The sequence below is a fragment of the Rahnella sp. BIGb0603 genome (genome assembly GCF_024808755.1).
In the GTDB taxonomy this organism is placed as follows: Bacteria; Pseudomonadota; Gammaproteobacteria; order Enterobacterales; family Enterobacteriaceae; genus Rahnella; species Rahnella contaminans.
This window is the reverse complement of the sequence record NZ_JANUEX010000007.1, coordinates 1-26111: the sequence shown is the minus strand read 5'-3', so window position 1 is coordinate 26111 and position 26111 is coordinate 1. Positions and strand designations below refer to the sequence as shown.

Below are 26111 nucleotides of genomic sequence, written 5' to 3'. Positions count from 1 at the left end.
GCATTTCTACGTCTGCCCCCTTCCCGCTCTCCCCTTGTGCCAATTCTTAGAGTTTATGGAATAGATGGCCGTCTGGTATGACGACCCTGACACGAGGTTTTACATGAATTACGCAGCAACCCGCAACGCCAACCCGCAGCCTCTGGGCAACGTTATCGTCGCCAAATTCGGCGGTACCAGCGTAGCGGATTTCGACGCCATGAATCGCAGCGCAGATATCGTTCTGTCGCGCCCTGAAGTGCGTCTGGTTGTTCTCTCCGCCTCTGCGGGCGTCACCAATTTATTAGTCGAGCTGGCCGAAGGCAAAGAAGCTGAGCGCCGGGCGTTCCTGCTTGATGAAATTCGCCGTATCCAGAATGCCATTATCGACCGTCTGGACAATCCGACGGTGATCCGCGAAGAGCTGGGCCGCATGCTGGAAAACATCGCTATGCTGTCCGAAGCCGCCAGCCTCGCGACATCAACGGCGCTGACCGACGAACTGGTCAGCCACGGCGAGCTGATGTCTACCCTTCTGTTTGTTGAAATCATCCGCCAGCGCAACGTGCCGGTGGAATGGTTCGACGTGCGTAAAATCATGCGCACCAACGATCGTTTTGGTCGTGCAGAACCGGACACACAGACACTGAGCGAGTTAACCGTTTCACAGCTGCAACCGCGCCTGCAGGACGCGCTGGTGATCACGCAGGGCTTTATCGGCTCTGAAGGCAAAGGCCGCACGACCACGCTGGGCCGTGGCGGCAGCGATTACACGGCGGCGTTGCTGGGTGAAGCGCTCAGCGCTGTTCGTGTGGATATCTGGACCGATGTACCGGGGATTTACACCACCGATCCGCGGCTGGTTCCGGCAGCAAAACGCATTGATCGTATCGCTTTCGAAGAAGCCGCTGAAATGGCGACCTTTGGCGCGAAAGTTCTGCACCCGGCCACATTACTGCCTGCGGTACGCCGCGGTATTCCGGTGTTTGTCGGCTCGAGCAAAGACCCGTCGGGCGGCGGCACGTTAGTGTGCGATACCACAGACAGTCCGCCGCTGTTCCGCGCAATTGCCCTGCGCCGCCGGCAAACGCTGGTCACGCTGCACAGCCTGAGCATGCTGCATTCACGCGGTTTCCTCGCCGAAGTGTTTGGCATTCTGGCACGTCACAGCATTTCCGTGGATCTTATCACCACGTCAGAAGTCAGCGTGGCGCTGACACTGGATACCACCGGCTCCACCTCTTCCGATGCCAGCCTGCTGACCACTTCGCTGCTGACAGAATTATCCTCACTGTGCCGCGTGGAAGTGGAAGAAAATCTGGCACTGGTCGCTATTATCGGCAACAAGCTGTCGCAGGCCTGTGGCGTTGGCAAAGAAGTGTTTGGCGTGCTGGATCCGTTCAACATCCGCATGATTTGCTACGGCGCAAGCAGCTACAACCTGTGCTTCCTGGTGCCGGGCAATGATGCCGATCAGGTCGTAAAAACACTACACCGCAACCTATTCGAATAACGACGGGCGCGGTATCTGAAAAGACCGGGCCATGTGCCCGGTCTTTTTTTGTCTGTACCTTTTGCAAAACAACAAAGACAAGGATCATCCTCAATGTTAGCCAAAATAACCCGCCTGTTCCCGCTGTGGGCTGTGCTGTTATCCGTCGCGGCCTATTATTCGCCCGGCACGTTCACCCCGATTGGCCCGCATGTTTCCACCCTGCTGATGCTGATTATGTTCGCGATGGGCGTTACCCTCGAATTCGGTGATTTCAAACGCGTGTTGTCGCGTCCGGGCCCGGTCGCCGCCGCCACTTTTTTGCACTATCTGGTGATGCCGCTGGCCGCCTGGGTGCTGGCGAAACTGTTCCATATGCCACCTGATTTGTCCGCCGGGATGATTTTAGTCGGCAGCGTCGCCAGCGGCACTGCCTCTAACGTGATGATTTACCTCGCCAAAGGTGACGTTGCGCTGTCCGTGACGATTTCTGCCGTCTCTACGCTGGTCGGTGTTTTCGCCACACCGTTGCTGACGCGTCTGTACGTTGATACGCATATCAAAGTGGATGTGGAAGGCATGCTGCTGAGCATTTTGCAGATCGTGGTTATCCCGATTTTATCGGGTCTGATTATTCATCATCTGTTCACCAAAACCGTGAAACGCATCGAGCCGCTGCTGCCGCTGTTTTCCATGGTGTGTATCGTGGCGATAATCAGCGCCGTCGTGGCCGGCAGTCAGGGCTTTATCGGTTCCGTCGGCCTGATCGTGATTGTGGCGGTGATTTTGCACAACGGCATTGGTCTGCTGAGCGGTTACTGGGGCGGGAAGCTGTTCGGGTTTGACGAAACCACCTGCCGCACGCTGGCGATGGAAGTCGGGATGCAAAACTCAGGCTTAGCGGCGACGCTGGGGAAAATCTATTTCACCCCGCTGGCCGCACTGCCGGGCGCACTGTTCTCGGTCTGGCACAATCTTTCCGGCTCGTTGCTGGCCGGTTACTGGTCGGGTAAACCGGTTAAAAAAGACTGATAAGCCAAAAAAACCGGACGCATCGTTCGCGTCCGGTTCATTGTTTATACCCGACCCAGAAACTCATACCCGCTTCATATCATCGTTATTTTCACGCTGTTCATCTTCCTGCTCATCCTGATCCAGCACGTTATACGCCACCGCACAGAACAACGAGTTAAGACGTTTCATATCGCCCAGCAACCCAAGGTGCAGCGAACTGGTTTCGATACTTTGCACGTTATGCTGATGCAGGCGATCGACGTGGGCGTGCGCATAGCGCCGGTCAAGAATACGGAAACGGTGTTTGGAGCGGCGCAGACGACGTGCGCTGGTCAGGTCGTTCGACAGGAAAACCCCCAGACTCAGACGCAGGTTGTCGAGCAATTTCTCATGCAATGCTTCCAGCTCCACCAGCCCTTCCGGTGAAAATGCGCGGCGTGTGGCGTGAGATTTGGCGGTGATATCGCCGGTCATGCGCTCGATAATGTCACCGGCCTGTTCCAGGTTCAGTGCCATTTCGATGATTTCCGCCCAGCGGCGTGAATCGTCTTCGCCCAGCCCTTCTTTGTTGATTTGCGCCAGATACAGTTTGATGGCGGTATACAGCACATCGACATCGTCATCGAGACGCCGTACCTCGCGATCCTGCGCCAGTTTTCCGTGCATTACTTCCCGGTTGAGGATCAGCATATGTTCCACTACATCGCCCATACGCAGGGTTTCGCGGGCGGCATTGGCCAGCGCCAGCGTCGGGGTATCAATCGCGCTGACGTCCAGATGGCGCGGACGCAAACGCGGATCGTCTTCCGGCACATCGGCAATCATCAGCTGACAAATCTTCGCCATCGGCGCGGTCAGCGGCACCATCGCCAGACAACGGATCAGGTTGTAGAACATGTGAAAATAAATGACCAGTTCTTCATCCGGTATGCCCAGACGCGCCAGTTGCACGGAAAGCGGCCCGACAAACGGCAGCACAATCACTAAACCAATGAGTTTGAACAGCGTGCTGCCCAGCGCCACGCGGCGACCTGCTGCATTCATTTTACTGGCGTTGATCATCGCCAGCAGCCCGCTGCCAAGGTTTGCGCCAATCACCAGACACAACGACACTTTCAGCGAGATAACGCCGGTCGCCGCAAGCGTTGCCGTCAGTAACACCGCCGCCAGGCTGGAATAACTGATGATGGCAAACACTGCGCCGGTCAGCGCATCCAGCAGCACATCGCCGGTCAGAGAAGAGAATAAAACCTTCACGCCCGACGCCTGCATAATTGGCGTTGCCGCGCCCACAATCAGTTCCAGCGCCAGTAAAATCAGGCCAAGCCCGATACAGACGCGCCCCATCTGCCCGGCGCGGGTTTGCTTACGGCTGAGGAAAAAGGCCACGCCGACGAATATCAGCAGCGGAGAAAGCCAGGAGAGATCGAAGGTCAGAATACGCGCCATCACGGCGGTCCCGACATCCGCGCCGAGAATAATCACCAGCGCCGGTGCCAGGGCAACCAGCCCCTGTGACACAAACGACGTTACCAGCAGTGCCGTCGCATTACTGCTTTGCACCAGTGCGGTCACGCCAATACCAGCGACAAACGCCAGCGGCTTTTTCTCCACGCTGTTACTCAGAACACGGCGCAGATTGGCGCCAAAAACGCGCATGATGCCGGTACGCACGATGTGCGTCCCCCATACGAGCAAAGAAATAGCAGACAAAAGATGCAAAAGGGTTAACACGAACGAGAAACTCCTGTTATTTCCGGTACCCACCGGTTTGTGTTGGATTCCGATGAATCAGAATATTTGAGCTTTCCCGCTTAACCTGACTCATCATCTGCCACATCTAACTGTAGACTACGCACATTATTGAGGTAAACAAGTCCGTCATACCAAAGCAGATGTTTACAGTTTTCTCTGTTTTATTATTTAAATCATCAAACTATAGAGAGATGAATAACAATTCTCAAAATCCTGTTTGATTGGAAATTTTATTCCCTCTAGACTGCCAGCAAGAAAACACCACCCCTCTGATTTTCATAAAATAAGAAAACCACATAATTAACATGAACACCTAATTGATTAGCATCAAATTCACCTTACATTCATTTAATGGGGTATTTACAACGACAACTCATTAATTACGCCTATCAAATAAAAATAAACATACTTAAATCAGATGGATTTATTTTCAAGGACACGAATATATGAAAGTTAAATTATTGAGCGGAGTGATATCACTTTGCATATTCAATGCCAGTGCCGGAGTAATGAACGAGAACATTGATGTACAGGACTATCGCGACTTCGCGGAAAATCTGGGAAAATATCAGCCTGGCGCCAATAACGTACAGGTATTTAACCTTGATGGAACCCCTGCGGGGATCCTTCCTTTCTCTCTGCCGGACTTTGCCAGCGCGAGTACTGCGGGCTATGCGACTGTTATCGGGGCTAACTATGTCACCAGCGTGACTCACCTTGGCTGGTTCGAAAATGCCACTTTCGGGGCTAACGCTAAATACAGTACACAATATGAGGTCATTAATTATAATAATGACCCGAATGCAGATTTTAATGTCGACCGCTTAAATAAAGTCATTACTGAAGTCGCTCCTGTTGAAATAGTCAAACCCTCTGATGTTTACGAGAATAAAAATAATGGCAGGTATGTATACTTCACGCGAGTAGGGGCCGGGTATCAATATCAGATTGATGCGACAGGCCAGACATTGAATCAGTTAACAAAATATTCTTATATGTGGAAGAGTGCCGGAACATTAAATCCGCAAACGATATCTCAGAATCAAATTTACTGGATTAATAATAATACGGCCTCGCCTCTGGATATTGCCGCCAACCAGGGAGACAGCGGAAGCCCGATACTGGTCTACGACAATGTTGATAAAAAGTGGAAGATGTATGGTGTAACAACATCGGGTACCGGCGTTGAAAACCGTGCGCCGCACACACTTGGTACTTACGGGCTGGGTTTACCCACCGATTTTATAAGCAGCATTGTCAACAATTATACCGATCCAGATGTCATTGATATCGCAGCACAAGGGGATATTCACTGGACCGGCACGGGGGCTTCTGGCGACATTATTCAGGGCAACTCTGGCTGGCAATGACATGGTATCGACACCCGTCTTCCCGGCCAGTTTATTCTCACCCCGGAAGATATCATGGCAGGAAATATAGGCACGGATGTGCGGAACCCTCAGCTTGATGCTTCTAAGGATCTGCGTTTCAACGGTGATGGCGGATTAATTGTCCTGGATGCGACAATTAATCAGGGCGCAGGTAAATTACAGTTTTCCAACAACTATCGGGTTATCTCCGCCGACGGTCAAAATAATACCTGGATGGGTGGCGGTATTGAGATTGATGCCAGTAAGAGAGTTGACTGGGAAGTTAACGGAGTGGCGGGAGACAGCCTGCATAAAATTGGTGCCGGTACACTTTACGTCAACGCCTTTGGCGATAATCCGGGGGAATTAAATATCGGGGATGGCACGGCTGTTTTGGCTCAGCAGGACGACGGGGCGGGCCACCATCGCGCTTTTTCCTCAGTGACCCTTGTCAGTGGCAGACCCACCGTGCAATTGCAGGGAGATGAGCAGATTGACCCCGCCCATATTTATTTCGGTTACCGCGGGGGGAAACTGGATCTCAATGGCTATGACATGCGCTTCACGACGATTAATCACAGTGATTCTGGCGCGACCATCATCAATGCTAATCCCGATGACAGTTCCACGCTGACATTGGCAAACACGAAATCTGAAACCTTTATCGGACGCCTGGGCACACCTGATACCGCGCAGGGGCTCAACGTTATATTAGCGTCCGCCAAAAGCACCGATAACTATTCCCTGACCGGCGGCGGCTGGCTTAATAATCTGACCGTCAGCAACGGTACGCTTTCACTGGGCGGAAGGATGACACCACATGCGGGTGGCGCGACTTTCAGCAACGACTGGATTGATGAAACTTTCCAGATAAGCACGTTAAACCTTAATGAAGGCGGTCTGCTTCAGCTCACTGAACATGGAACACTTGATAGTGACATCACTCTCGGAGACCGTTCGACTCTGCAAATGCACAGCCGCAGCAAACTGGAAGGTCATGTGCTCCTGGGCGACGAGGCCATACTTTCGGTGAAAGCCGGCGATGCCAGTGATAAAAGTACATCGGGCACGGCGGATGTCACTATTGCGGCTACGCTGGAAGGCGCCGGCAGTCTGAGCAAAGACGGCCGGGCAAATCTTTACATGTACGGTGACAATACCTTTACCGGCGGCACCACGGTTAAAAACGGCGCGCTTGTTCTCGAGGGTTCGCTGGCTTCCACGCTGACCATGGAAAACGGAACCACATTTGCCGGTAACGCCAATATCGCCGATCTGGTTGTGAAAGATGACGTTATCATCGCCCCTTATTATGCTGACAGCGGCCCTTCGGGCTATTCCGCCGCTCCGGTTAGTGCATCCACAATACACATCAATGGTAATCTGACCACCGGCTCCAGCGACGTTGTCGAGCTACGGGCGCAACTGACTTCGGGCGCATTGCAATATGACCGCTTGCTGATCAATGGCGATGTGATTTCAGATGACAAACCCATTCTGGTTTCAGTGACGCCATCCGGAGAGGGTATTTTTACCGACAGTAACAACAACGGCAGTGCAGATAACCAGGAAGGTATTTCGCTTATCCAGGTCGGCGGCAATGCGGGCAAAAGTTCTTTTGCACTGGCGGGAGAATACGTCGCGCGCGGTGCGTATGCCTATACGCTGTATGCTTTTGCTCCGGGTCGCAGCGCCGCTGATGAGCGTGCAGTGACCGGTTCGGGAGGGCAATACTGGGACTACCGCTTGCAAAACCGAATGCTCAGTGAAAATGAGAACACCTCACCCACGACGGATCCTATTCCGGAACCTGACGACGGCGACGATGTGACACCCGTGCCGGAGCCTGATGACGGCGACGATGTGACACCCGTACCGGAACCTGATGACGGCGGCGATGTGACTCCCGTACCGGAAACTGATGACGGCGGCGATGTGACTCCCGTACCGGAACCTGATGACGGCGGCAATATAACGCCGGAACCGGAACCGGAACATCACAGCGATTCTCAATACAGCCGGGCAGCGGTAACTCCGCAGGTGCCCTCTTATCTTTCCCTGCCTTCCGCATTATTCAGCTACAGCAGCCGCCTGAACAGCAGTTTTCAAAATCAGGTTTCGCTTCTCGACGATAAGAAAATGAATATTTTCTTCCAGTACCTCAATGGAGAAGATACTTACCATTCGTCGCTCAGCTTTAAAGATTACGGCTACGACTATAAACAGAAACAAGAAGGCTGGCTGTTTGGCGGTAAGGTCTTGCAACTGCAGTCTGACAGTCAGTCTTTTGATGTAAGCCTTGGGCTTTCCCGGGCGGATCTGGATATCACTCCTGATGCGGCAGACGGAGACAGCAAAACGCACTACACCACATGGGGGCTTTCTGGCTTGTCGGTTTACGAACAGAAAAACGGGCTTCTGGCGGAATTCGGGCTGAATGCGGCGAAATACAACGGCGAGGTTTCCACCGATTTACGCGGGGGTGATGTCGCAGATATCAATGCCAAATCGTTTGGCGCCACGCTGGATGTGGGCTATCAGTTCACATTGGGTCAGCATCAGTTGACGCCGGTTATCGGTGCCGGAGTGCAATATCTGAAGGTTGATAACTTTACCGATATCGATGACGCGAAGGTTAAATACGATAACATGACGAGGCCGCTGGGCAGTATCGGATTGCGTTATCGATACGACTGGGACAGCCTGAATACCGGGAAATGGGCGGTGGTCGCCAGCACGCGATTGATTAAAGATTTCAGCCACCATTCTGACGTTCATATCGGCGACCTCCACAGTAACGATGTCAGTCGTTTTTCAACCGATGTGACAGGCAGCGCGGCGCAGTTGAATATTGGCGTGGTCAATACGCTCATCCCGAATGTGTCACTGAGTGTGGGCGGGGAATACCAGAAAAGGCTGGAAGAGGAAGGGATTGATTACTGGCAAATCGTCACGGGCGTCAGAATAAGTTTCTGAAAAAATCCCTATAAAAACGCCCCTGATTTAACATTTTTTATCTGCAGTCTATTTCCACGAAAACACGGGCCATCCTGCCTGCCGGGCGTGCCGGAGCAGGATGGCGTCGGGATTCACGGCAACCGGCTGACCCACGTGGGTCAGCAAGGGCAGATCATTGTGGGAATCCGAATAAAAACGGGCTTGTTGCAGCAGGGAATCGTCCTGATTGATGAGTTCAAGTAAACGCGATACTTTGCCTTCGCGGTACGTCATCGTCCCCTGCGTGGCGCCGGTAAAGCGCCCGTCTTTCATTTCCACACCAATCGCCAGCGTTTCCTCAACACCGAGGTAACGGGCAATCGGCTGCACCAGATGCTGGCCGGAGGCGGAAATAATGACCGTCCGGTCGCCCTGTGCGCGGTGAGCAGCCAGGCACTCACGCGCCTGCGCATAAATACGCGGTGCTATTATGTCCTGAATATAGCTTGCGACCATGCCTGCGACGTCACTTTCGCTGCGGCCGGTAAGCGGTGCGAGAGTACAGCGCATGTACTCCTGCATATCCATTTTACCCACGGCATATTGTTGCATCAGCGCGGCATCCTGTTGCAGGAAAGCCTGTTCATCCGCCACCCAGCCATTCGCTACCATGTAGGCAGACCACAAGCTGGAACAGTCGCCGCTAATCAGAGTTTCATCGAGATCAAACAGCGCCAGTTTCATGCAACTTCCCGTAACGTAACAAGATCTAACTGCAAACCAACATCGCTGCCATCGGCGCGGAGTGAGGCCACAGAACGGTTTAAAACATCCACAGAAAGCTCAACACCGTGCGCTAAAACACGATAACGCACCACGTTGCCCAGCAGGCTGTGGCTTAGAATTTTGGCCGGAATGCCCTCAGTCAGCTCGCATATCGTCACCGACTCTGGCCGGATGGCAACGCGGCCCGTGTAAGTCATGCCTGTCAGCGCCATCGCCTGTTCAGAACTCAGCAGGTTGTAGCTGCCGATAAAGCCCGCAGCGAACGCATCCACCGGTTCAGTATATAAGGTTTCGGCATCGGCATTTTGGACGATTTGTCCTTTGTTCATCAGCACAATCCGGTCTGACATGGTCAGCGCCTCTTCCTGATCGTGCGTGACGAAAATGGCCGTCAGGTTCATTTCACGCTGAATACGGCGAATTTGTTCGCGCAGATGTTTACGGATACGGGCATCAAGCGCGGAAAGCGGTTCATCGAGCAACAACAGGCGCGGCTGCGTCACCAGCGAACGCGCCAGCGCCACACGCTGACACTGACCGCCGGAAAGCTGATGCGGATAACGTTTGGCGTAATCGTTCATTTCCACCAGTTCCAGCACTTCGCCCACGCGACGATGTAGTTCCAAAGCCGGTATCTTTTGCATTTTCAAACCAAACGCAACGTTGGCTTCGACCGTCATATTCGGGAACAGCGCGTAGCTCTGGAAGACCATCCCGATCCCGCGCTGCTGTGGTGGTAAGGGCACAATGTCCTGCCCCTGAATCACAATTTTTCCGCTATCGACCGACGTCAGTCCGGCCAGGCAGCGCAGCAGGGTGGATTTTCCGCAGCCGCTTGGCCCCAGCAACGTGACGAATTCACCCTCTTCTGCCGAGAAATCAATGTTATTGAAAATCTGCGTCGGACCGTACGACTTGTTGAGTTGAGTGACCTGCAAATACGACATAATCAGCTCTTTCCTTTGTTCAGCATGTTCGCCACCCAGGTGAAAATCAGGACGACCATGAAATACGAGATGACTAATGCGCTGGTGAAATGACCACTGCCATTGCGCATGTTATAGAGATAAACCTGTACCGTTTCATAACGGCTGCCCGCCAGTAAGTTGGCGAAGACGAATTCCCCGATGAGGAAGGAGAAGGACAGCAACACGGCAATCATTCCGCCTTTACGTAAGTTGGGTAACACCACCAGCAACGCGGCTTTCCAGGTACTGGCACCGAGCAGGTGCGCCGCATCCATCAGGTCGCGCAGGTTGATCGCCTGCATGTTGTTGGAAATAGCACGATAGATAAACGGCAAGGCGATGGTGAAGTAACATCCAATCAGGATCCACGGCGTACCGGTCAGCGCCAGCGGCTCAGCAGAATACAGCTGCATCAGGCCAACGGATGAGACGACCGGCGGCACGGCAAACGGCAGCAGAATGAGAATATTCATCAGCGCATCGAGCTTAGGGAAATAGTAAGCAATCACAAACATCAGTGGCAGGATCAGCACCAGCGACAGGAAAAGTGTGCCAAAACACACCAGCAGCGAGTGCCAGAGCGCAATCAGAAAACGCGGATCGCTCCACAATTCCACCAGCCATTTCAGCGTAAAGCCGCTCGGCAAAATGGTCGCGCCCCATTCCAGCACCAGCGCGTACACCAGCGTCGCCAGCAACGGCAACATCAGGACAATCAGTAAAATCCAGATCACCATACGGTGGTAAATCGCTTCAGAGCGCGACATCTTACGTTCCTTTTTCCGGCAATCAGCTGCGCTGACTGAGATAACTTTTACGCAATAACCACTGATGGACAAGCGTGATAAACGCCATCAGCACCACCAGTAACATCGCCAGCGCACTGCCCATATTCGGATCGAGGGAAATATCCCCCGACACCAGCGCCGCGATGCGTACCGGCACGACGTTGAAATTGCCTGTGGTCAGCGCGTAAACCGTGGCATACGCGCCCAGAGCGTTGGCGAGCAAAATCACGAAAGTCCCCAGTAGCGCCGGGAATAAAACGGGTATGCCGATATGACGCCAGTAACTCCAGCGCCCCGCACCGAGCAGAGCCGCCGATTCGCGCCAGTCTTCGCGCAGGGCATCGAACGCGGGATACATCAGTAATACGCCCAGCGGGATCTGGAAATAGGTGTAAAGCACAATCAGCCCGTCTTTCGAATACAGGTCGAAATGCTCCATCAGGCCATATTTTCTGAGCAGCAGCGTCAGGCAACCGTTCAGGCCGAGCAAAATCACAAAGGCAAACGCCAGAGGCACGCCCGCGAAGTTGCTGGTCATATTGGTAAACGACATCACGAAATCATGCAGCTTTGTCGGGCCTAGCTGGCGAAGTGAGTAACTGCCCACTAACGCGATTAGCAAACCGTATAAACTCGACCAGATAGAAATATCCAGCGAGAAGCGCATGGCCTGCAGATAAAACGGAGAAGTCAGAATATCGCTGTAATTGCCCAGTCCCCAGGCTTCATAGGTTTCGCTGTAAAAGCTGCTCACTGCAATCCAGGCCAGCGGCGCCAGCTGGAACGCGACGAAAAAAACCAGAAACGGCAGCATAAACAGCGCTGCAATCCACTTAGCTTTCATCGGTTATCCTCTAAAAATGACGGGATTCAGGCCAGTAATGCCGCGCAATGTGGCTTGTCGTGGGCAATATTGAGGATCTGACAAACGGTGCCACACAACTCTGTTTGCAGCGGTGCGGCATCTTTAAAGCTGAAAGCACTGCCAAAGACGAACAACGGCACCTGACGCTCTTCCGGTAAAATACCGCCATGGCTGCGGTCATCGTTCATGCCATGGTCGGCGGTCACGATGACCTGATAACCCGCGTCCAGCCAGTCACCCAGATAGCGCGAAAGGATGCCGTCCGCCGTCCGCGCTTTGTTGCGGTATTGCGGCGTCGACAGGCCAAATTTGTGGCCAGCGTCATCAATATTCATCGGGTGGATCAGCAGGAAATCGGGGTCATGCCGACGGCGCAGGCTTTCAGCATCGTCAAACAGATGCGAATCAGGGTAGCCGTCGTCGTAGTAAAAATGACCATGCTGAATGGCCAGAGACTCATCGCTGGTATGACGGTCACGCGGCGGGTCAAACGGCGTGCGGTTATACAATTCGCTGACCCAGTGATAAGCCGCAGCCGCCGTCGTCATTCCGGCTTCGCGGGCATAATGGAAAATACTGCGTTGCGTGGATAACCGGTCAACGTGGTTATGCACAATGCCACTCGCCACCGGCGCGATGCCGGTGAGAATGCATTCGTAAAGCGGCCGTGACAGCGAAGGCAGTTCGCATTCCAGTTGATACAAGCGGCCGCGTCCTGCGGCACACTGAGCCTGTAAATAACCCATTGCGTCTTTGCCGACCTGATAATTCAGGCCGTCGAGTACTACCAGAATGCTCTTCATTACACTTATGCCTTTCTTGCAGGTGTTGTAATTAATCAATGCTTTCGCTGCCCGGTTTTTTCTATTTTTTAATTCAGGAGATTACTGCTGCATGTTGATCATGACGTTTTCCTGCCACAGGCGAGGCAAGGTTTTGGCGCTCTTATCCCAGGCAGCCGGATCGGCAATCGGGTGAGCATTTTTGTATTGGCTGGATGGCAGCAGTTTGCCTTTCACGTCGTCTGGCAATGTGATGTGATCAGCACGGATTGGGCGGGCATAACCACGCGCCAGGTTGATCTGACCGGCATCGGAGAAGATGTATTCACGCGCCAGTTTGGCGGCGTTCGGGTGTTTGGCGAATTTGTTGATAATGGTGGTGTAACCCGAGGTGATAGAACCATCAGAAGGGATCACCACGTCGAAGCGGGTTTTGTCGATTTTGTCGCGATAGCTCAGACCGTTGAAGTCCCAGACCACACCCACCTGCACTTCACCTTTTTCCAGAGAAGCGATGACCGGGTTAGTCAGGCTCAGACGTCCTGCTTTCGCCAGTTTGCCGAAATATTCCAGACCCGGTTTCAGATCCTTTTCATTGCCGCCCATCGCGTACGTTGCCGCCAGAACGCCGTTCGCGGCCTGCGCTGCGGTGCTGACATCACCGATAGTGACTTTGTATTTGCTGTTGAGCAAATCAGCCCAGCTGTGCGGCTCATCTTTCACCTGAGATTTATCAATGATGAATGCAATAGTGCCGGTGTAAGCGAGTGCCCACATACCATCTTTATCTTTCGCCCAGTCTGGCACCTGATCCCAGGTGGTCGGTTTATAAGGCTGAGTGACGCCCTTCTGAACCGCTACCGGACCGAATGCAGCACCCACATCACCAATATCCGCACTGGCATTGTCTTTTTCGGCAAGGAATTTCGCGATTTCCTGAGCAGAACTCATATCGGTATCACTGTGTTTCAGGCCGTATTTGGTGCTCAAATCATTCCAGGTCTCTTTCCAGTTCGCCCAGTCATCAGGCATACCGACGCTGTTCACCGTGCCTTCGGCTTGTGCCGCTTTCAGGAGTTCAGCAGGAGGTTCAGCGGCAAATGCCGGTGAAGCGGAGAGGACAAGCGCGCTGGTTAACACAGAAGCGAACAACTGTTTCATAACGGATGCTCCGGATGGTAGTGTGTGAAGTGCTGGTCTAGTCCAGCAAGAACCAAGCCAATCTAACGCTCAATTGTGATAATTATATGTCAGCGTGAAAAAGCAGCAGTTTTAAGCTTATCGCTGTTAACAAGCGCACATAATTTACGCAATTCCGGGTCAGGTTGGTGCAAAAACGCACTGAAATGAGGCTTGCTGACCGATGAATGAATCGCAGACCACCCTTGCCGTTATCTGCAAGGCTTTGAGCGAAAGTATTGCGGCCGGAGCATTTTCTGCCGAAGGAAGGTTGCCTTCTGAGCGCGCGTTGAGTGAACAGTTTTCCACGACCCGTATTACGCTGCGTGAAGCGTTAGGCCATCTGGAAGCGCAGGGGCTGATTTATCGTGAAGTACGCCGGGGCTGGTTTGTTTCTCCTCCGCGCATTGTCTACAACCCGTTGCAAAGAAGTCATTTTCACGCAATGGCGAAAGATCAGGGGCGCAGCGCAGAAACTCAGGTTATTGATGCCAGGCACTGCGTTGCCAGCGATACGGTATGCCAGAAGTTATTGCTGCCCTCCGGCAGTGATGTGATCTGCATCCGCCGGTTACGCTATATCGACAAGCGCCCGGTACTTTATGTGGAGCATTACCTCAATCCGTTGTATTTCAGTGGCATTCTTGATGCAGATTTAACCTCTTCCCTGACTGACCTGTATGCATCACGCTACGATATCCATTACGGGCGCGTACGGTTTGATATGGTGCCGACGCTGCTGACAAGAGAAGCGTCGAAGGCGCTGAAAGTTGCCTCCGGCAGCCCCGCGTTATTTATCACGCGCACCAACCGGGACCAAAATGACCGGGTCATCGACTGCGATCTGGAATACTGGCGTTATGACGCGCTGCACATTGATGTGGAAGTGAATTGATATGAATCCCGGCCACCTGATGAAGTCAGTGACCGGGTTTCATGAGAACCACCAGCGCAGAGTCAGCTGGAAACATGACAGGGAAATTAATCGGCGTCGTAACCTAAGTTTGGCGCGAGCCAGCGTTCAACTTCGGCGACTGGCATGTTTTTGCGCGCGGCGTAATCTTCGACCTGATCGCGCTGAATCTGCGCCACAGCGAAGTATTTGCTGTCAGGATGGCTGAAATACCAGCCGGATACCGCAGCGCCCGGCCACATCGCAAAGGATTCAGTCAGTTGCATGCCGGTGTGAGTTTCAACATCCAGCAGTTTCCAGATTTGGCCTTTTTCAGTGTGTTCAGGACAGGCCGGATAACCCGGAGCCGGGCGGATCCCCTGATAATTTTCGCGGATAAGTTCTTCATTGCTCAGGTTTTCTGTCGGCGCAAAACCCCAGTAGACCTTACGCACTTTCTCATGCAGGTATTCCGCGAACGCTTCGGCCAGACGGTCTGCCAGCGCTTTGATCATAATTTTATTGTAATCATCATGCTGCTTGTCATACGCCTCGGCCAGCGCATCTTCTTCCAGCCCGCCTGTGACGGCAAACGCGCCCATGTAATCTTTTTTGCCGCTGGATTTCGGTGCGACAAAATCGGCCAGGCAATAGTTCGCGAAATCGGTTTTTTCGGTTTGCTGACGCAAATGGTGGCTGACCACCAGCACGTCCGTGCGGCGCTCATCTGCGTAAATCTCGATGTCATCACCTTTACGGTTTGCCGGGAACAGGCCAACCACACCGCGCGGATTCAATAATTTTTCAGCGGAAAGCTTATCGAGCAGATCGTTGGCATCTTTGAACAGGCGCTTCGCTTCTTCACCGACCACTTCGTCTTCCAGAATGCGCGGATATTTGCCTGCCAGCGACCAGGTCATGAAGAATGGCGTCCAGTCGATGTAATTGCGCAGCGTTTCAATGCTGGCTTCCACTTTCTGAATGCCGAGGCGATGAGCAACCGGCGGCGTGTAATCGTCCCAGTCGATAGTGGTGGCGTTATCGCGCGCCACCTCAAGGCTGACCGGCGGTGTACGCGGCTTTTTACGTCCATGCTGGATACGCACGGTGTCGTACTCTTTGCGCGTGCGTTCGATAAACGCATCACGCTGATCTTTTGACAGCAAAGCAGACACCACGCCGACTGAACGCGAGGCGTTTTGCACGTAGCAGGTCGCACCGCTGTAGTTTTGTTCGATTTTAACCGCGGTGTGTGCCTTGGATGTCGTCGCACCGCCAATCAGTAATGGTATGGTGAAACCGCGGCGCTCCATCTCTTTCGCCACATTAACCATTTCATCAAGCGATGGCGTGATCAGCCCTGACAGCCCGATAATATCGACGTTCTCTTCAATGGCGGTTTTCAGAATTTTGTCGGTCGGCACCATCACGCCGAGATCGATAATCTCGTAGTTATTACACTGCAGCACTACGCCGACAATATTTTTGCCGATGTCATGCACATCGCCTTTTACCGTCGCCAGCAGGATTTTGCCGTTGGTCTGGCCCTTCTCCTTGCTGGCTTCGATGTACGGCTCGAGATATGCCACAGCCTGTTTCATAACACGGGCGGATTTCACCACCTGCGGCAGGAACATCTTACCGGCACCAAACAGGTCACCGACGACGTTCATGCCGTCCATCAGCGGACCTTCAATCACTTCGATAGGGCGCGCAGCCAGCTGGCGGCACTCTTCGGTATCCAGTTCGATAAATTCGGTGATGCCTTTCACCAGCGAGTATTCGAGGCGTTTTTTAACTTCCCAGCTGCGCCATTCCGCCTGCTGTTTATTCGCTTCGCCATCGTCTTTGCTGCCACGGTATTTTTCGGCCAACTCGAGCAGACGCTCGGTACCATCATCACGGCGGTTGAGGATCACGTCTTCAACGGCGTCGCGCAGTTCAGCCGGTAAGTCATCATAAATCGCCAGCTGGCCAGCGTTGACGATCCCCATATCCATGCCGTTGCGGATGGCGTGATACAGGAACACGGCATGAATGGCTTCGCGCACCGGTTCATTACCACGGAACGAGAAGGAAACGTTGGACACACCGCCGGAAATCAGCGCATGAGGTAACTGGGCTTTGATGTCGGCGCAGGCTTCGATGAAATCAACGGCGTAGTTGTTGTGCTCTTCAATCCCGGTGGCGACTGCAAAAATATTCGGGTCGAAAATAATATCTTCCGGCGGGAAGCCGACTTTTTCAGTCAGCAATTTGTAGGCGCGACGGCAAATTTCAATTTTACGGGCGCGGGTATCCGCCTGTCCGGTTTCATCAAAGGCCATGACGACTACGGCTGCCCCGTAGCGGCGCACCATACGGGCGTGATGCAGGAAAGCTTCCTCACCCTCTTTCATCGAAATGGAGTTAACAATGCCTTTGCCCTGAATGCATTTCAGGCCTTTTTCAATGACATCCCATTTGGAGGAGTCAATCATGATTGGCACACGGGCGATATCCGGCTCACCGGCAATCAGGTTGAGAAAACGCGTCATCGCCGCTTCGGCGTCGAGCATCCCCTCATCCATGTTGATGTCGATAATCTGCGCGCCACTTTCTACCTGCTGGCGGGCAACTGCCAGCGCTTCAGAATACTTCTCTTCTTTAATCAACCGTTTAAATCGCGCAGAACCGGTGACGTTGGTACGTTCGCCAACGTTCACAAACAGCGTCTGCGGATCAATAGTCAGAGGTTCCAGCCCCGCCAGACGGCAGGCCACGGGAATAGACGGCAGCGCACGCGGCGGCACGCCTTCGACGGCTTTTACCATCGCCGCAATATGTGCAGGCGTGGTACCGCAGCAACCGCCGACAATATTCAGAAAGCCCGAGCGCGCCCATTCGGCAATGTGTTCCGCCATTTCTTTGGCTTCCAGATCGTACTCACCGAAAGCATTAGGCAAACCGGCGTTCGGGTGCGCCGTGACATAACATTCGGCAATACGCGATAACTCAGCGACATACTGACGTAATTCATCCGGCCCCAGGGCGCAGTTCAGGCCGAAAGTGAGCGGTTTAACGTGGCGCAGTGAGTTATAAAAAGCTTCCGTGGTCTGGCCGGATAATGTTCGACCAGAGGCGTCCGTGATGGTGCCGGAAACCATCACAGGCAATACGATGCCCATCGCTTCAAATTCGCTTTCAACCGCAAATGTGGCGGCTTTGGCATTGAGCGTATCGAAAACGGTTTCGATCATGATGAGATCGGCACCGCCCTCGATCAGCGCGCGGGTCGATTCGCGATAGGCTTCCACCAGTTGATCGAATGACACGTTACGGAAGGCAGGATCGTTAACGTCTGGAGAGATCGAAGCTGTGCGGTTAGTCGGGCCTAAAACACCGGCCACATAGCGCGGTTTATCCGGTGTGCGGGCGGTCCACTCATCGGCGCACTGACGCGCCAGCCGGGCGGCTTCATAGTTGATTTCAGCCGAGAGCGATTCCATATGGTAATCGGCCATCGCAATAGTGGTGGAGTTGAAGGTGTTGGTTTCGAGAATATCTGCGCCAGCGGCAAGATAACCGTTGTGGATCTCGATGATCACTTCGGGTTTGCTCAGGACCAGAAGATCGTTATTGCCTTTAAGATCGCTTCCCCAGTCGGCAAAGCGCTGGCCGCGATAATCTTCTTCTTCAAGACGGTAGCTCTGGATCATGGTTCCCATGCCGCCGTCCAGCACCAAAATGCGCTGTGCCAGTTGCTTATGTAGCGCTTCAACCCGATTAGTCACTTTCACCTCATCACCCACCACGCACACCCGGCAAATTGTTCATTCATACGCCGGAAATTATGGTCAACATCCTAGCATACCTTCAGAAGCCAAAAGGCCGTGGTGACATGAGACTTTTTCAATTCAGGAAGGCATCCCGCAAATGCTGTGCAACACATCGGATGAGCGCAAAGGCAGGTTGCGATCCATACTGTAAAAACGAAAACCAATTCCAAAAATAATTTTTCTTCGCCAGTTTTTGGCGCATCTTACAAGGAACAGGCTTATGGCAATGTCCACATTGACTCCGGCCAAGCGTGCTAAGAAAACAAAAGCCGCTGCAACAGCAGGTAGCGCCGCCACCGGACAGGTTCAGTCCCTCACGCGTGGCCTTAAGTTGCTGGAATATATCGCTGAAGCTCAGGGCAGCGTTGCACTGACGGATCTGGCTCAGCAGGCAGGTTTACCGAATTCCACCACTCACCGTTTGCTGACCACGATGCAGCAGCAGGGGTTTGTGCGACAGGTCGGCGATTTGGGTCTGTGGACCATCGGCTCGCATGCGTTCGTGGTCGGCAGCAGTTTTCTGCAAAGCCGTAATTTGCTGGCGATGGTGCACCCGATGCTGCGCCGTCTGATGGAGGAGTCCGGCGAAACGGTGAATCTGGCAGTGCTGGATCACAGTGATTATCAGGCGATCATTATCGATCAGGTGCAATGTAATGCACTGATGCGAATGTCAGCGCCGATTGGCGGAAAACTGCCGATGCATGCTTCCGGTGCGGGTAAGGCATTTCTTTCCACCCTGCCGGAAGAGCGCCTGGCGAAGCTTCTGCACAAAATTGGTTTACACAGCTACACACCGCTGACCAAAACGTCTCCGGCAAACCTGAAACAGGAGCTGGCCGATACGCGCAAACGCGGTTATGCCTTTGATGATGAAGAACATGCACTCGGCCTGCGCTGTGTGGCGACCTGCATTTACGATGAGCATAACGACGCTTACGCCGCGATTTCCATTTCCGGCCCGGTTTCACGGATAACAGACGATCGCGTGACAGAACTGGGCGCGCTGGTGATCCACGCAGCAAAAGAAATTACGCAGGCTTATGGCGGCGGGAAACATTAATTGAGGAATCGCTCCCGCACTGATGGCGGGAGCATAAGACTTAACGGCGGCTGAAACGCTGACTGCGGCGATATGCGAAGACGTCCTCAACGTGCCCTTCGCGGATCCGCTTTTGCAGACCGCGCCAGTAATCGGCACAAAACAGGTCATTGTGTGCCACTTCGAAGAACTGCCGGACGCGCTTGTCGCTGCACAGGAAATGGCGAAATTCTTCAGGAAAAACATCCCCCGGCGCAATGCTGTACCAGGGCTCGCGGGCCAGTTCATCTTCGGGGTAACGCGGTTCAGGAATATCGCGGAAATTCACTTCCGTCATGTAACAGATTTCGTCGTAATCATAAAATACGACGCGGCCGTGACGGGTCACGCCAAAATTCTTAAACAACATATCTCCAGGAAAAATGTTCGCTGCCGCAAGTTGTTTAATCGCGTTACCGTATTCTTCAATAACGTCATGCATCTGCTGATCATCCGCCTGTTCCAGATATAAATTCAGCGGCGTCATACGCCGTTCGATATACAAATGCTTCAGGGCAATACTGTCGCCCAGATCTTCAATCTTCGCCGGGACTTCACGCTGTAGCTCTGCCATTAATTCCGGGCTGATATTTTTCTTAGCCAGAACAAAATGTTCAAATTCCTGGGTATCGGCCATCCGCCCTACGCGGTCGTGCTCTTTGACCAGCTGGTAGCAGGCCATAACCTGCGCTTCGGTCACCTCCTTTTGCGGGGCGAAACGGTCTTTAATGACTTTGAAAACGCGGTCACTTCCGGGCAAGGTAAAGACCAGCATGACCATACCTTTGACGCCCGGCGCAATAATAAAAGACTCGTCGGTTTGCGCCATAAAGCGTAAATGCTCCCGATAACATTCGGTTTTCGCATGCTTCTGGCAGCCAATCGCGCTGTAAAGTTCAGCCGTCGTTTTTGCCGGTAATATCTCCCGCAGCCATTCCACCAGCGCGCCCGGTTGCGGGGCGTACACCATAAAATAGGAACGCGCGAAGCCGAAAACGATGCTGGCATCATTTCCCTCTGTCAGACACGCATCCACAAACAATTCGCGCTGATGACTTTGATGCACCGGCAATAACAGCGGGAAAACCTGCTGACCCAGCCCGATTTTTCCAATAATCCACGCCGCTTTATTGCGGTAGAAAACTTCAGTGGCGATCTCAATTACCGCCTCTGATATCGCATCACCGGGAAATCTTTGCTGCAACGTTGTACTGATGTAATCAATATCACGCGGCGCATTCTCCCACGTTAAACGCATCGGAAGATCGTGAAGAATCCGGCCCAGCGTGGTGACCAGATTTCCTTTCACAGGATATTGCCGGGCGAGTGGCCGGGCGCAATACTGTGGCCGGTGAATGGGCTGTTCGCTAAAAATAAAAAGCTTATCCGCCGTGAGTTCACGGTGTTTAAAAATCCGGCAATAGACTGAATTAAAGAAACTTTCGGCGATTTCTGCCCGGGGATAGTCAGGCAACAATCCGGCGTAACAGTTTTTTATGCGGACCAAGAATGCAGCATCGTAAAAGTGCTGACCCGTAATGCATTTGAGCTGAGAGACAACCAATCCGACATGGTGGTCGTAGAGATGAATTCGCTGTTTCATAGCCGCCTGCACCGCCGGCCAGTCGGCATTTTCAAAGCGTTGTTGCGCGCCCGAGGTCACCTCCAGAAACCGGCCATACTGTGCATCGAACCCTTGCAAAATAGTCTGAGCAATCAACAGCTCGATGCGCATAATATCGGCTCCGGCAGGGGAAAAACCCGGCTTGCGCCGGGTCAAATCAGTGGGATGTCGGGGAGAATTGCTGTTCTTCGGTCGAACCGGTTAACGCGGTTACCGATGAGCGTCCACCCTGAATGATGTTCGTCACTTTGTCGAAATATCCGGTGCCCACTTCCTGCTGATGTGAAGCAAAAGTGTATCCGCGGCCGATCGCCGCAAATTCAGGTTCCTGCACTTTTTCGACGTAATGTTTCATCCCTTCGCCCTGCGCATACGCATGAGCAAGATCGAACATGTTGAACCACATACTGTGGATGCCCGCCAGCGTGATGAACTGGTACTGATAGCCCATCGCCGCCAACTGCTCCTGGAAGGTGGCAATCGTTTTATCATCCAGATTCTTCTTCCAGTTAAACGATGGCGAACAGTTGTAGGCCAGCAGTTTGCCCGGGAATTTGGCATGAATGGCCTCGGCAAAACGCCGGGCCAGAGTGAGATCAGGCGTTGATGTTTCGCACCACACAACATCAGCGTACGGCGCATACGCCAGCCCGCGGCTGATGGCCTGCTCGATACCCGCATGCGTTCTGTAGAAGCCTTCATGCGTTCTTTCGCCGGTAATAAACTCGCTGTCATAAGGGTCACAATCGGACGTCAGTAAATCAGCGGCATCGGCATCGGTACGCGCCACCAGCAACGTCGGTACACCGAGAACATCGGCGGCAAGACGCGCGGAGACCAGTTTCTGCACGGCTTCCTGTGTTGGCACCAGAACTTTTCCGCCCATATGCCCGCACTTTTTAACAGCGGCAAGCTGGTCTTCAAAATGAACCGCTGCTGCACCGGCCTCAATCATGGATTTCATCAGTTCAAAAGCATTGAGTACACCGCCAAAACCGGCTTCAGCGTCAGCGACAATCGGCAGGAAATAGTCGGTATAACCGGGCTGACCGGGCTCAATATTATTCGCCCACTGGATTTGATCCGCACGGCGGAAAGTGTTGTTAATCCTCGTTACCACTTCAGGCACGGAATTCACCGGATATAACGACTGATCCGGATACATGCTGGACGCCGTATTGGCATCGGCCGCGACCTGCCAGCCAGACAAATAAATCGCCTCAATCCCGGCTTTTGCCTGCTGCAATGCTTGCCCGCCGGTGAGCGCGCCCAGGCAATTCACATACCCCTTACGGGACGCGCCGTGCAGTAAATTCCACAGACGGGCAGCGCCGTGCTGAGCCAGAGTACATTCCGGATTCACCGAGCCGCGCAGGCTGATGACTTCGGCGGCCGTATAAGGGCGGGCAATCCCCTTCCAGCGTGGCTGATTCCAGGTTTCTTCAAGCTGCTGAATTTGCTGAGTACGTGTTGTTTTCATGGCAAATGCTCCGGTCTTTTTATGTGTAGGGTATGAAGAATCAGGCCAGCAGCTGATAGCCCGGCAGGGTCAGGAAGTCGATTAACTCATCCTGCGTGGTAATTTTTTCCATTAATGTGGCGGCCTGCGTGAAGCGCCCGGCGCTGAAACGTTGTTCACCTAACTCCTGTTGGATCACCAGCATTTCTTCATTCAACATGCGGCGGAACAAAGGCTTGGTGACCAGCTGACCGTCGCTGAGCGTTTTGCCGTGGTGGATCCATTGCCAGATTGAGGTTCGGGAAATCTCGGCGGTAGCAGCATCTTCCATCAGCCCGTAAATGGGTACGCAGCCATTTCCGGAGATCCACGCTTCGATGTACTGCACGGCAACACGGATGTTGGCACGCATACCCTCTTCAGTACGTTCGCCGGAACAAGGCTCCAGCAATTGTGCCGCAGTAATATCTGCATCGTCTTCGCGTAATACGTCCAGCTGATTGGAGCGGGAACCGAGCGCTTTATCGAAGACTTCCAGCACAGTATCAGCCAGCCCCGGATGTGCTATCCAGGTACCGTCATGCCCGTTGGTCGCTTCCAGTTCTTTGTCCGTTCTTACCTTGTTCAGCACCCATTCATTGCGTTTAACATCTTTGCTGGGGATAAAGGCCGCCATGCCGCCCATCGCAAATGCGCCGCGGCGGTGGCAGGTTTTGATGAGAAGCCGTGAATACGCGTTGAGGAATGGCTGCGTCATGGTGACTGACTGGCGATCGGGCAAAACGCGGTCAGAATGATTCTTCAACGTTTTGATATAGCTGAAAATATAGTCCCAACGCCCGCAGTTAAGCCCGACGATATGGTCGCGCAGGTGGTAAAGAATTTCGTCCATCTGGAATACGGCAGGTAGAGTTTCAATGAGAACGGTGGCTTTGATGGTGCCACGTGATAATCCGGCGTAGTCCTCGGCAAAGCTGAAGACCTGACTCCACCAGTCAGCTTCATGATATGACTGCATTTTTGGCAGATAAAAATAAGGGCCACTGCCTTTCGCCAGCAACGCGCGATAGTTGTGGAAAAAGTACAACGCAAAATCGAACAGAGAACCGGGAATGGCCTCACCTTGCCAGGTGACGTGTTTTTCAGGTAAGTGCAGTCCGCGCACACGGCAAATCAGAATGGCCGGGTCGGGTTTGAGCTGATAAATTTTTCCGGATTCATTGGTGTAGCTGATCGTCCCGTTAACCGCATCACGTAAGTTGATCTGCCCTTCGATGACTTTTTGCCAGTCAGGAGCAAGGGAATCTTCAAAATCCGCCATAAAGACTTTCACATTGGCATTTAGCGCATTAATCACCATTTTGCGTTCTACGGGTCCGGTGATTTCTACGCGGCGATCTTTTAAATCCTCCGGAATGCCCCGAATCGTCCACTGTGATTTTTTTATGGAATCAGTTTCCGAAATAAAATTCGGTAAAATACCGCCATCAATTTTTCTCTGCACCGCGACACGTTCTGTCATCAAGCGGTTACGCAGCGGGGTAAAGCGCATGACCAGCTCAGACAAAAAATCCACTGCTTCTTCAGTCAGAATATGTGTTTCATTTTCACCAAAACGGCGTGTAAAACTAAGCTGACTGCGCGTAATTTGCTCTGACATCGCTAACTCTCCTGATTTTTCGACTTAAATCTGCCAGACCGCCTCACTAAGCAGATGCTGATACGGTAGAAAATAAACCAGCGCCACAGGGAAAGATCCTCTGGGGATTTATCGATGGTCATTTATTGCCCGATAGATTTAAGCGTAATCAGGTTTTTCATAAAATCAAAAACGATTTCCATTTTATTTTTATTGCATGATTTAACAGCTATTAATCAGTGAGTTAAACACGTAAAAAAATATCGAAAAATATGAATCTATTTCGATTTTTTAGAGACTGAGGATCGGATAGTCATTTAAGAGGAAGGCGTTGGAGGCAAACAGAAGCAGACGATCACGTAGGATCGTCTGTAAATCATGAAGGGAATTATTCCAGGGTTGGATTCATCTGGCGCAGATCGAATGGCGTGATCTGATAAACATAGTAGTTTAGCCAGTTGGTAAACAGCAGATGGCCGTGACTACGCCAGGTCGCTTTAGGCGCTAGCTCTGCATTGTCTTGCGGGAAGTAATTGTAAGGCATTTCAGGTGATAAACCGGCTGCGACATCACGTAAATATTCTCCGGCCAGCGTACCGGCATCATATTCCGGATGACCCGTAACGAAGGCCATACGCTTATCTTTCGTTGCGAACAAATAAGCACCGGCCTCGTCAGATTCAGCGAAAATATCAAGATCCGTATGCTGACGCAGGATGTCCGCAGGAAAATCAGCATAGCGCGAATGAGGGGCCAGGAATGTTTCATCAAATCCACGGGTCAGCAAAGCCAGCGGTTGTGATGTCTGGTGAGGATAAACGCCTGAAAGCTTGGTTTCGCGCGTCATCTTCGGCAAATCATAAAGCACATTTAACGCAGCCTGCACCGCCCAACACACGAACAATGTCGACGTGACGTGTTCTTTCGCCCAGTGGATAACGCGCTCAATCTCTGGCCAGTAGGCAACATCACAGAAATCCACTAAGCCCAAAGGAGCGCCGGTGACAATCAGGCCATCATAGTTATCATGCTGGATGTCTTCGAAATCACAGTAAAAGTTATTCAGGTGTTCAGCCGGAGTATTTTTAGATTCACGACTATCAATGCGCAGAAGCTGTACATCAATCTGTAAAGGGGAGTTGGAAAGCAGCCGTAAAAACTGATTTTCGGTCTCAATTTTCTTTGGCATCAGATTGAGTACCAGCACTTTCAAAGGACGAATTTCCTGAGTTTTTGCGCGTGATGAGGTCATCACAAAAACATTCTCATTGCGCAGGAAATTTACGGCTGGTAATTCATCTGGGACCCGGATCGGCATAGCAACTTCCTCACTACATCCATTTATACGTTTAGACTTCTAGATAGCCGAAGATAACGGTTTTTATCTAAAATGTCGAGTCTGCAAACGTTAAGTGAAAATGTTTCAGCTTCGGTTATTAATCTAGACGATCTGGTTATATACCAGAGAAAACGAAAAGCAATGAGTGATAAAAAGGGAACTACATGAGGAAAAAATAGAGGGATATGGCTGAAAATTTATCCAAATTTCCCATAGCAAAAAGCCCTGTACGTCAGTACAGGGCTTTCTACTTATTTGATGCCTGGCAGTTCCCTACTCTCGCATGGGGAGACCCCACACTACCATCGGCGCTACGGCGTTTCACTTCTGAGTTCGGCATGGGG

At 52.5% G+C, this 26111-nt stretch carries 17 protein-coding genes and 1 pseudogene; 6 read left to right on the top strand and 12 right to left on the bottom strand.

Annotated elements, in window-relative coordinates; genetic code table 11:
- The first annotated feature begins 103 nt into the window (after positions 1-103).
- Positions 104-1492, top strand: a complete 1389-nt coding sequence (gene lysC, locus M2403_RS18230) for a lysine-sensitive aspartokinase 3 (RefSeq protein WP_152327440.1) — start codon at positions 104-106, stop codon at positions 1490-1492.
- A 93-nt stretch (positions 1493-1585) separates the two neighbouring features.
- A complete protein-coding gene (gene panS, locus M2403_RS18225; protein WP_165061217.1) occupies positions 1586-2503 on the top strand; it encodes a ketopantoate/pantoate/pantothenate transporter PanS in 918 nt (305 codons plus the stop codon).
- Between the two features lie 63 nt (positions 2504-2566).
- Here the strand turns inward: panS and M2403_RS18220 are convergent, their stop codons facing one another.
- The gene (locus tag M2403_RS18220; RefSeq protein ID WP_152327442.1) at positions 2567-4219 is read right to left on the bottom strand and encodes a Na/Pi cotransporter family protein; all 1653 of its coding nucleotides are present in this window, start codon (positions 4217-4219) and stop codon (positions 2567-2569) included.
- Positions 4220-4686: 467 nt separating this feature from the next.
- Between M2403_RS18220 and M2403_RS18215 the strand changes: the two are divergent.
- Both M2403_RS18215 and M2403_RS18210 read left to right on the top strand, forming a co-directional pair.
- Positions 4687-6249 (top strand): annotated as a pseudogene (locus tag M2403_RS18215) (S6 family peptidase); the annotation flags it as partial.
- A 171-nt stretch (positions 6250-6420) separates the two neighbouring features.
- The gene (locus tag M2403_RS18210) at positions 6421-8586 is read left to right on the top strand and encodes an autotransporter outer membrane beta-barrel domain-containing protein (protein WP_310503646.1); all 2166 of its coding nucleotides are present in this window, start codon (positions 6421-6423) and stop codon (positions 8584-8586) included.
- Positions 8587-8634: 48 nt separating this feature from the next.
- On the opposite strand, the gene M2403_RS18205 is transcribed toward M2403_RS18210, so the two are convergent.
- The 6 genes from M2403_RS18205 to M2403_RS18180 form a co-directional block, all read right to left on the bottom strand.
- Positions 8635-9291: an HAD family phosphatase gene (locus M2403_RS18205; protein WP_259230420.1), complete on the bottom strand. Its 657-nt coding sequence runs from the start codon at positions 9289-9291 to the stop codon at positions 8635-8637.
- Complete coding sequence (locus M2403_RS18200; RefSeq protein ID WP_259230419.1) at positions 9288-10280, bottom strand: ABC transporter ATP-binding protein; 993 nt, start codon at positions 10278-10280, stop codon at positions 9288-9290. The genes M2403_RS18205 and M2403_RS18200 overlap by 4 nt, the downstream gene beginning before the upstream one ends.
- Before the next feature lie 2 nt (positions 10281-10282).
- On the bottom strand, positions 10283-11068 hold the full coding sequence (locus M2403_RS18195; RefSeq protein ID WP_259230416.1) for an ABC transporter permease: 786 nt from the start codon (positions 11066-11068) through the stop codon (positions 10283-10285).
- Between the two features lie 22 nt (positions 11069-11090).
- Entirely contained in the window at positions 11091-11933 is an 843-nt protein-coding gene (locus tag M2403_RS18190; protein WP_208951382.1) for an ABC transporter permease subunit, read from the bottom strand.
- Between the two features lie 26 nt (positions 11934-11959).
- Positions 11960-12757, bottom strand: a complete 798-nt coding sequence (locus M2403_RS18185; protein ID WP_259230412.1) for an alkaline phosphatase family protein — start codon at positions 12755-12757, stop codon at positions 11960-11962.
- Between the two features lie 81 nt (positions 12758-12838).
- Positions 12839-13897 carry an ABC transporter substrate-binding protein gene (locus M2403_RS18180; protein WP_259230411.1) on the bottom strand — a complete coding sequence of 353 codons (1059 nt, stop codon included), beginning with the start codon at positions 13895-13897 and terminating at the stop codon, positions 12839-12841.
- Positions 13898-14099: 202 nt separating this feature from the next.
- Between M2403_RS18180 and M2403_RS18175 the strand changes: the two genes are divergently transcribed.
- Positions 14100-14810, top strand: coding sequence for a UTRA domain-containing protein (locus M2403_RS18175; protein WP_259230408.1), 711 nt, complete (start codon positions 14100-14102; stop codon positions 14808-14810).
- An 86-nt stretch (positions 14811-14896) separates the two neighbouring features.
- Here the strand turns inward: M2403_RS18175 and metH are convergent, their stop codons facing one another.
- Complete coding sequence (gene metH / locus M2403_RS18170; RefSeq protein ID WP_405047839.1) at positions 14897-18580, bottom strand: methionine synthase; 3684 nt, start codon at positions 18578-18580, stop codon at positions 14897-14899.
- Between the two features lie 265 nt (positions 18581-18845).
- Between metH and iclR the strand changes: the two genes are divergently transcribed.
- Positions 18846-19688 (top strand): glyoxylate bypass operon transcriptional repressor IclR, encoded by an 843-nt coding sequence (gene iclR / locus M2403_RS18165; RefSeq protein ID WP_371819832.1) that lies wholly within the window; start codon positions 18846-18848, stop codon positions 19686-19688.
- Between the two features lie 40 nt (positions 19689-19728).
- Here iclR and aceK read toward each other — a convergent pair whose 3' ends face one another.
- From aceK to metA, 4 genes are all read right to left on the bottom strand, one after another.
- Positions 19729-21441, bottom strand: a complete 1713-nt coding sequence (gene aceK, locus M2403_RS18160; protein WP_259230401.1) for a bifunctional isocitrate dehydrogenase kinase/phosphatase — start codon at positions 21439-21441, stop codon at positions 19729-19731.
- Positions 21442-21487: 46 nt separating this feature from the next.
- A complete protein-coding gene (gene aceA / locus M2403_RS18155; RefSeq protein ID WP_217154200.1) occupies positions 21488-22810 on the bottom strand; it encodes an isocitrate lyase in 1323 nt (440 codons plus the stop codon).
- A gap of 40 nt (positions 22811-22850) precedes the next feature.
- Positions 22851-24449 (bottom strand): malate synthase A, encoded by a 1599-nt coding sequence (gene aceB / locus M2403_RS18150; RefSeq protein WP_259230399.1) that lies wholly within the window; start codon positions 24447-24449, stop codon positions 22851-22853.
- A 367-nt stretch (positions 24450-24816) separates the two neighbouring features.
- Entirely contained in the window at positions 24817-25746 is a 930-nt protein-coding gene (gene metA, locus M2403_RS18145) for a homoserine O-succinyltransferase (RefSeq protein ID WP_152327455.1), read from the bottom strand.
- Positions 25747-26111: the final 365 nt, after the last annotated feature.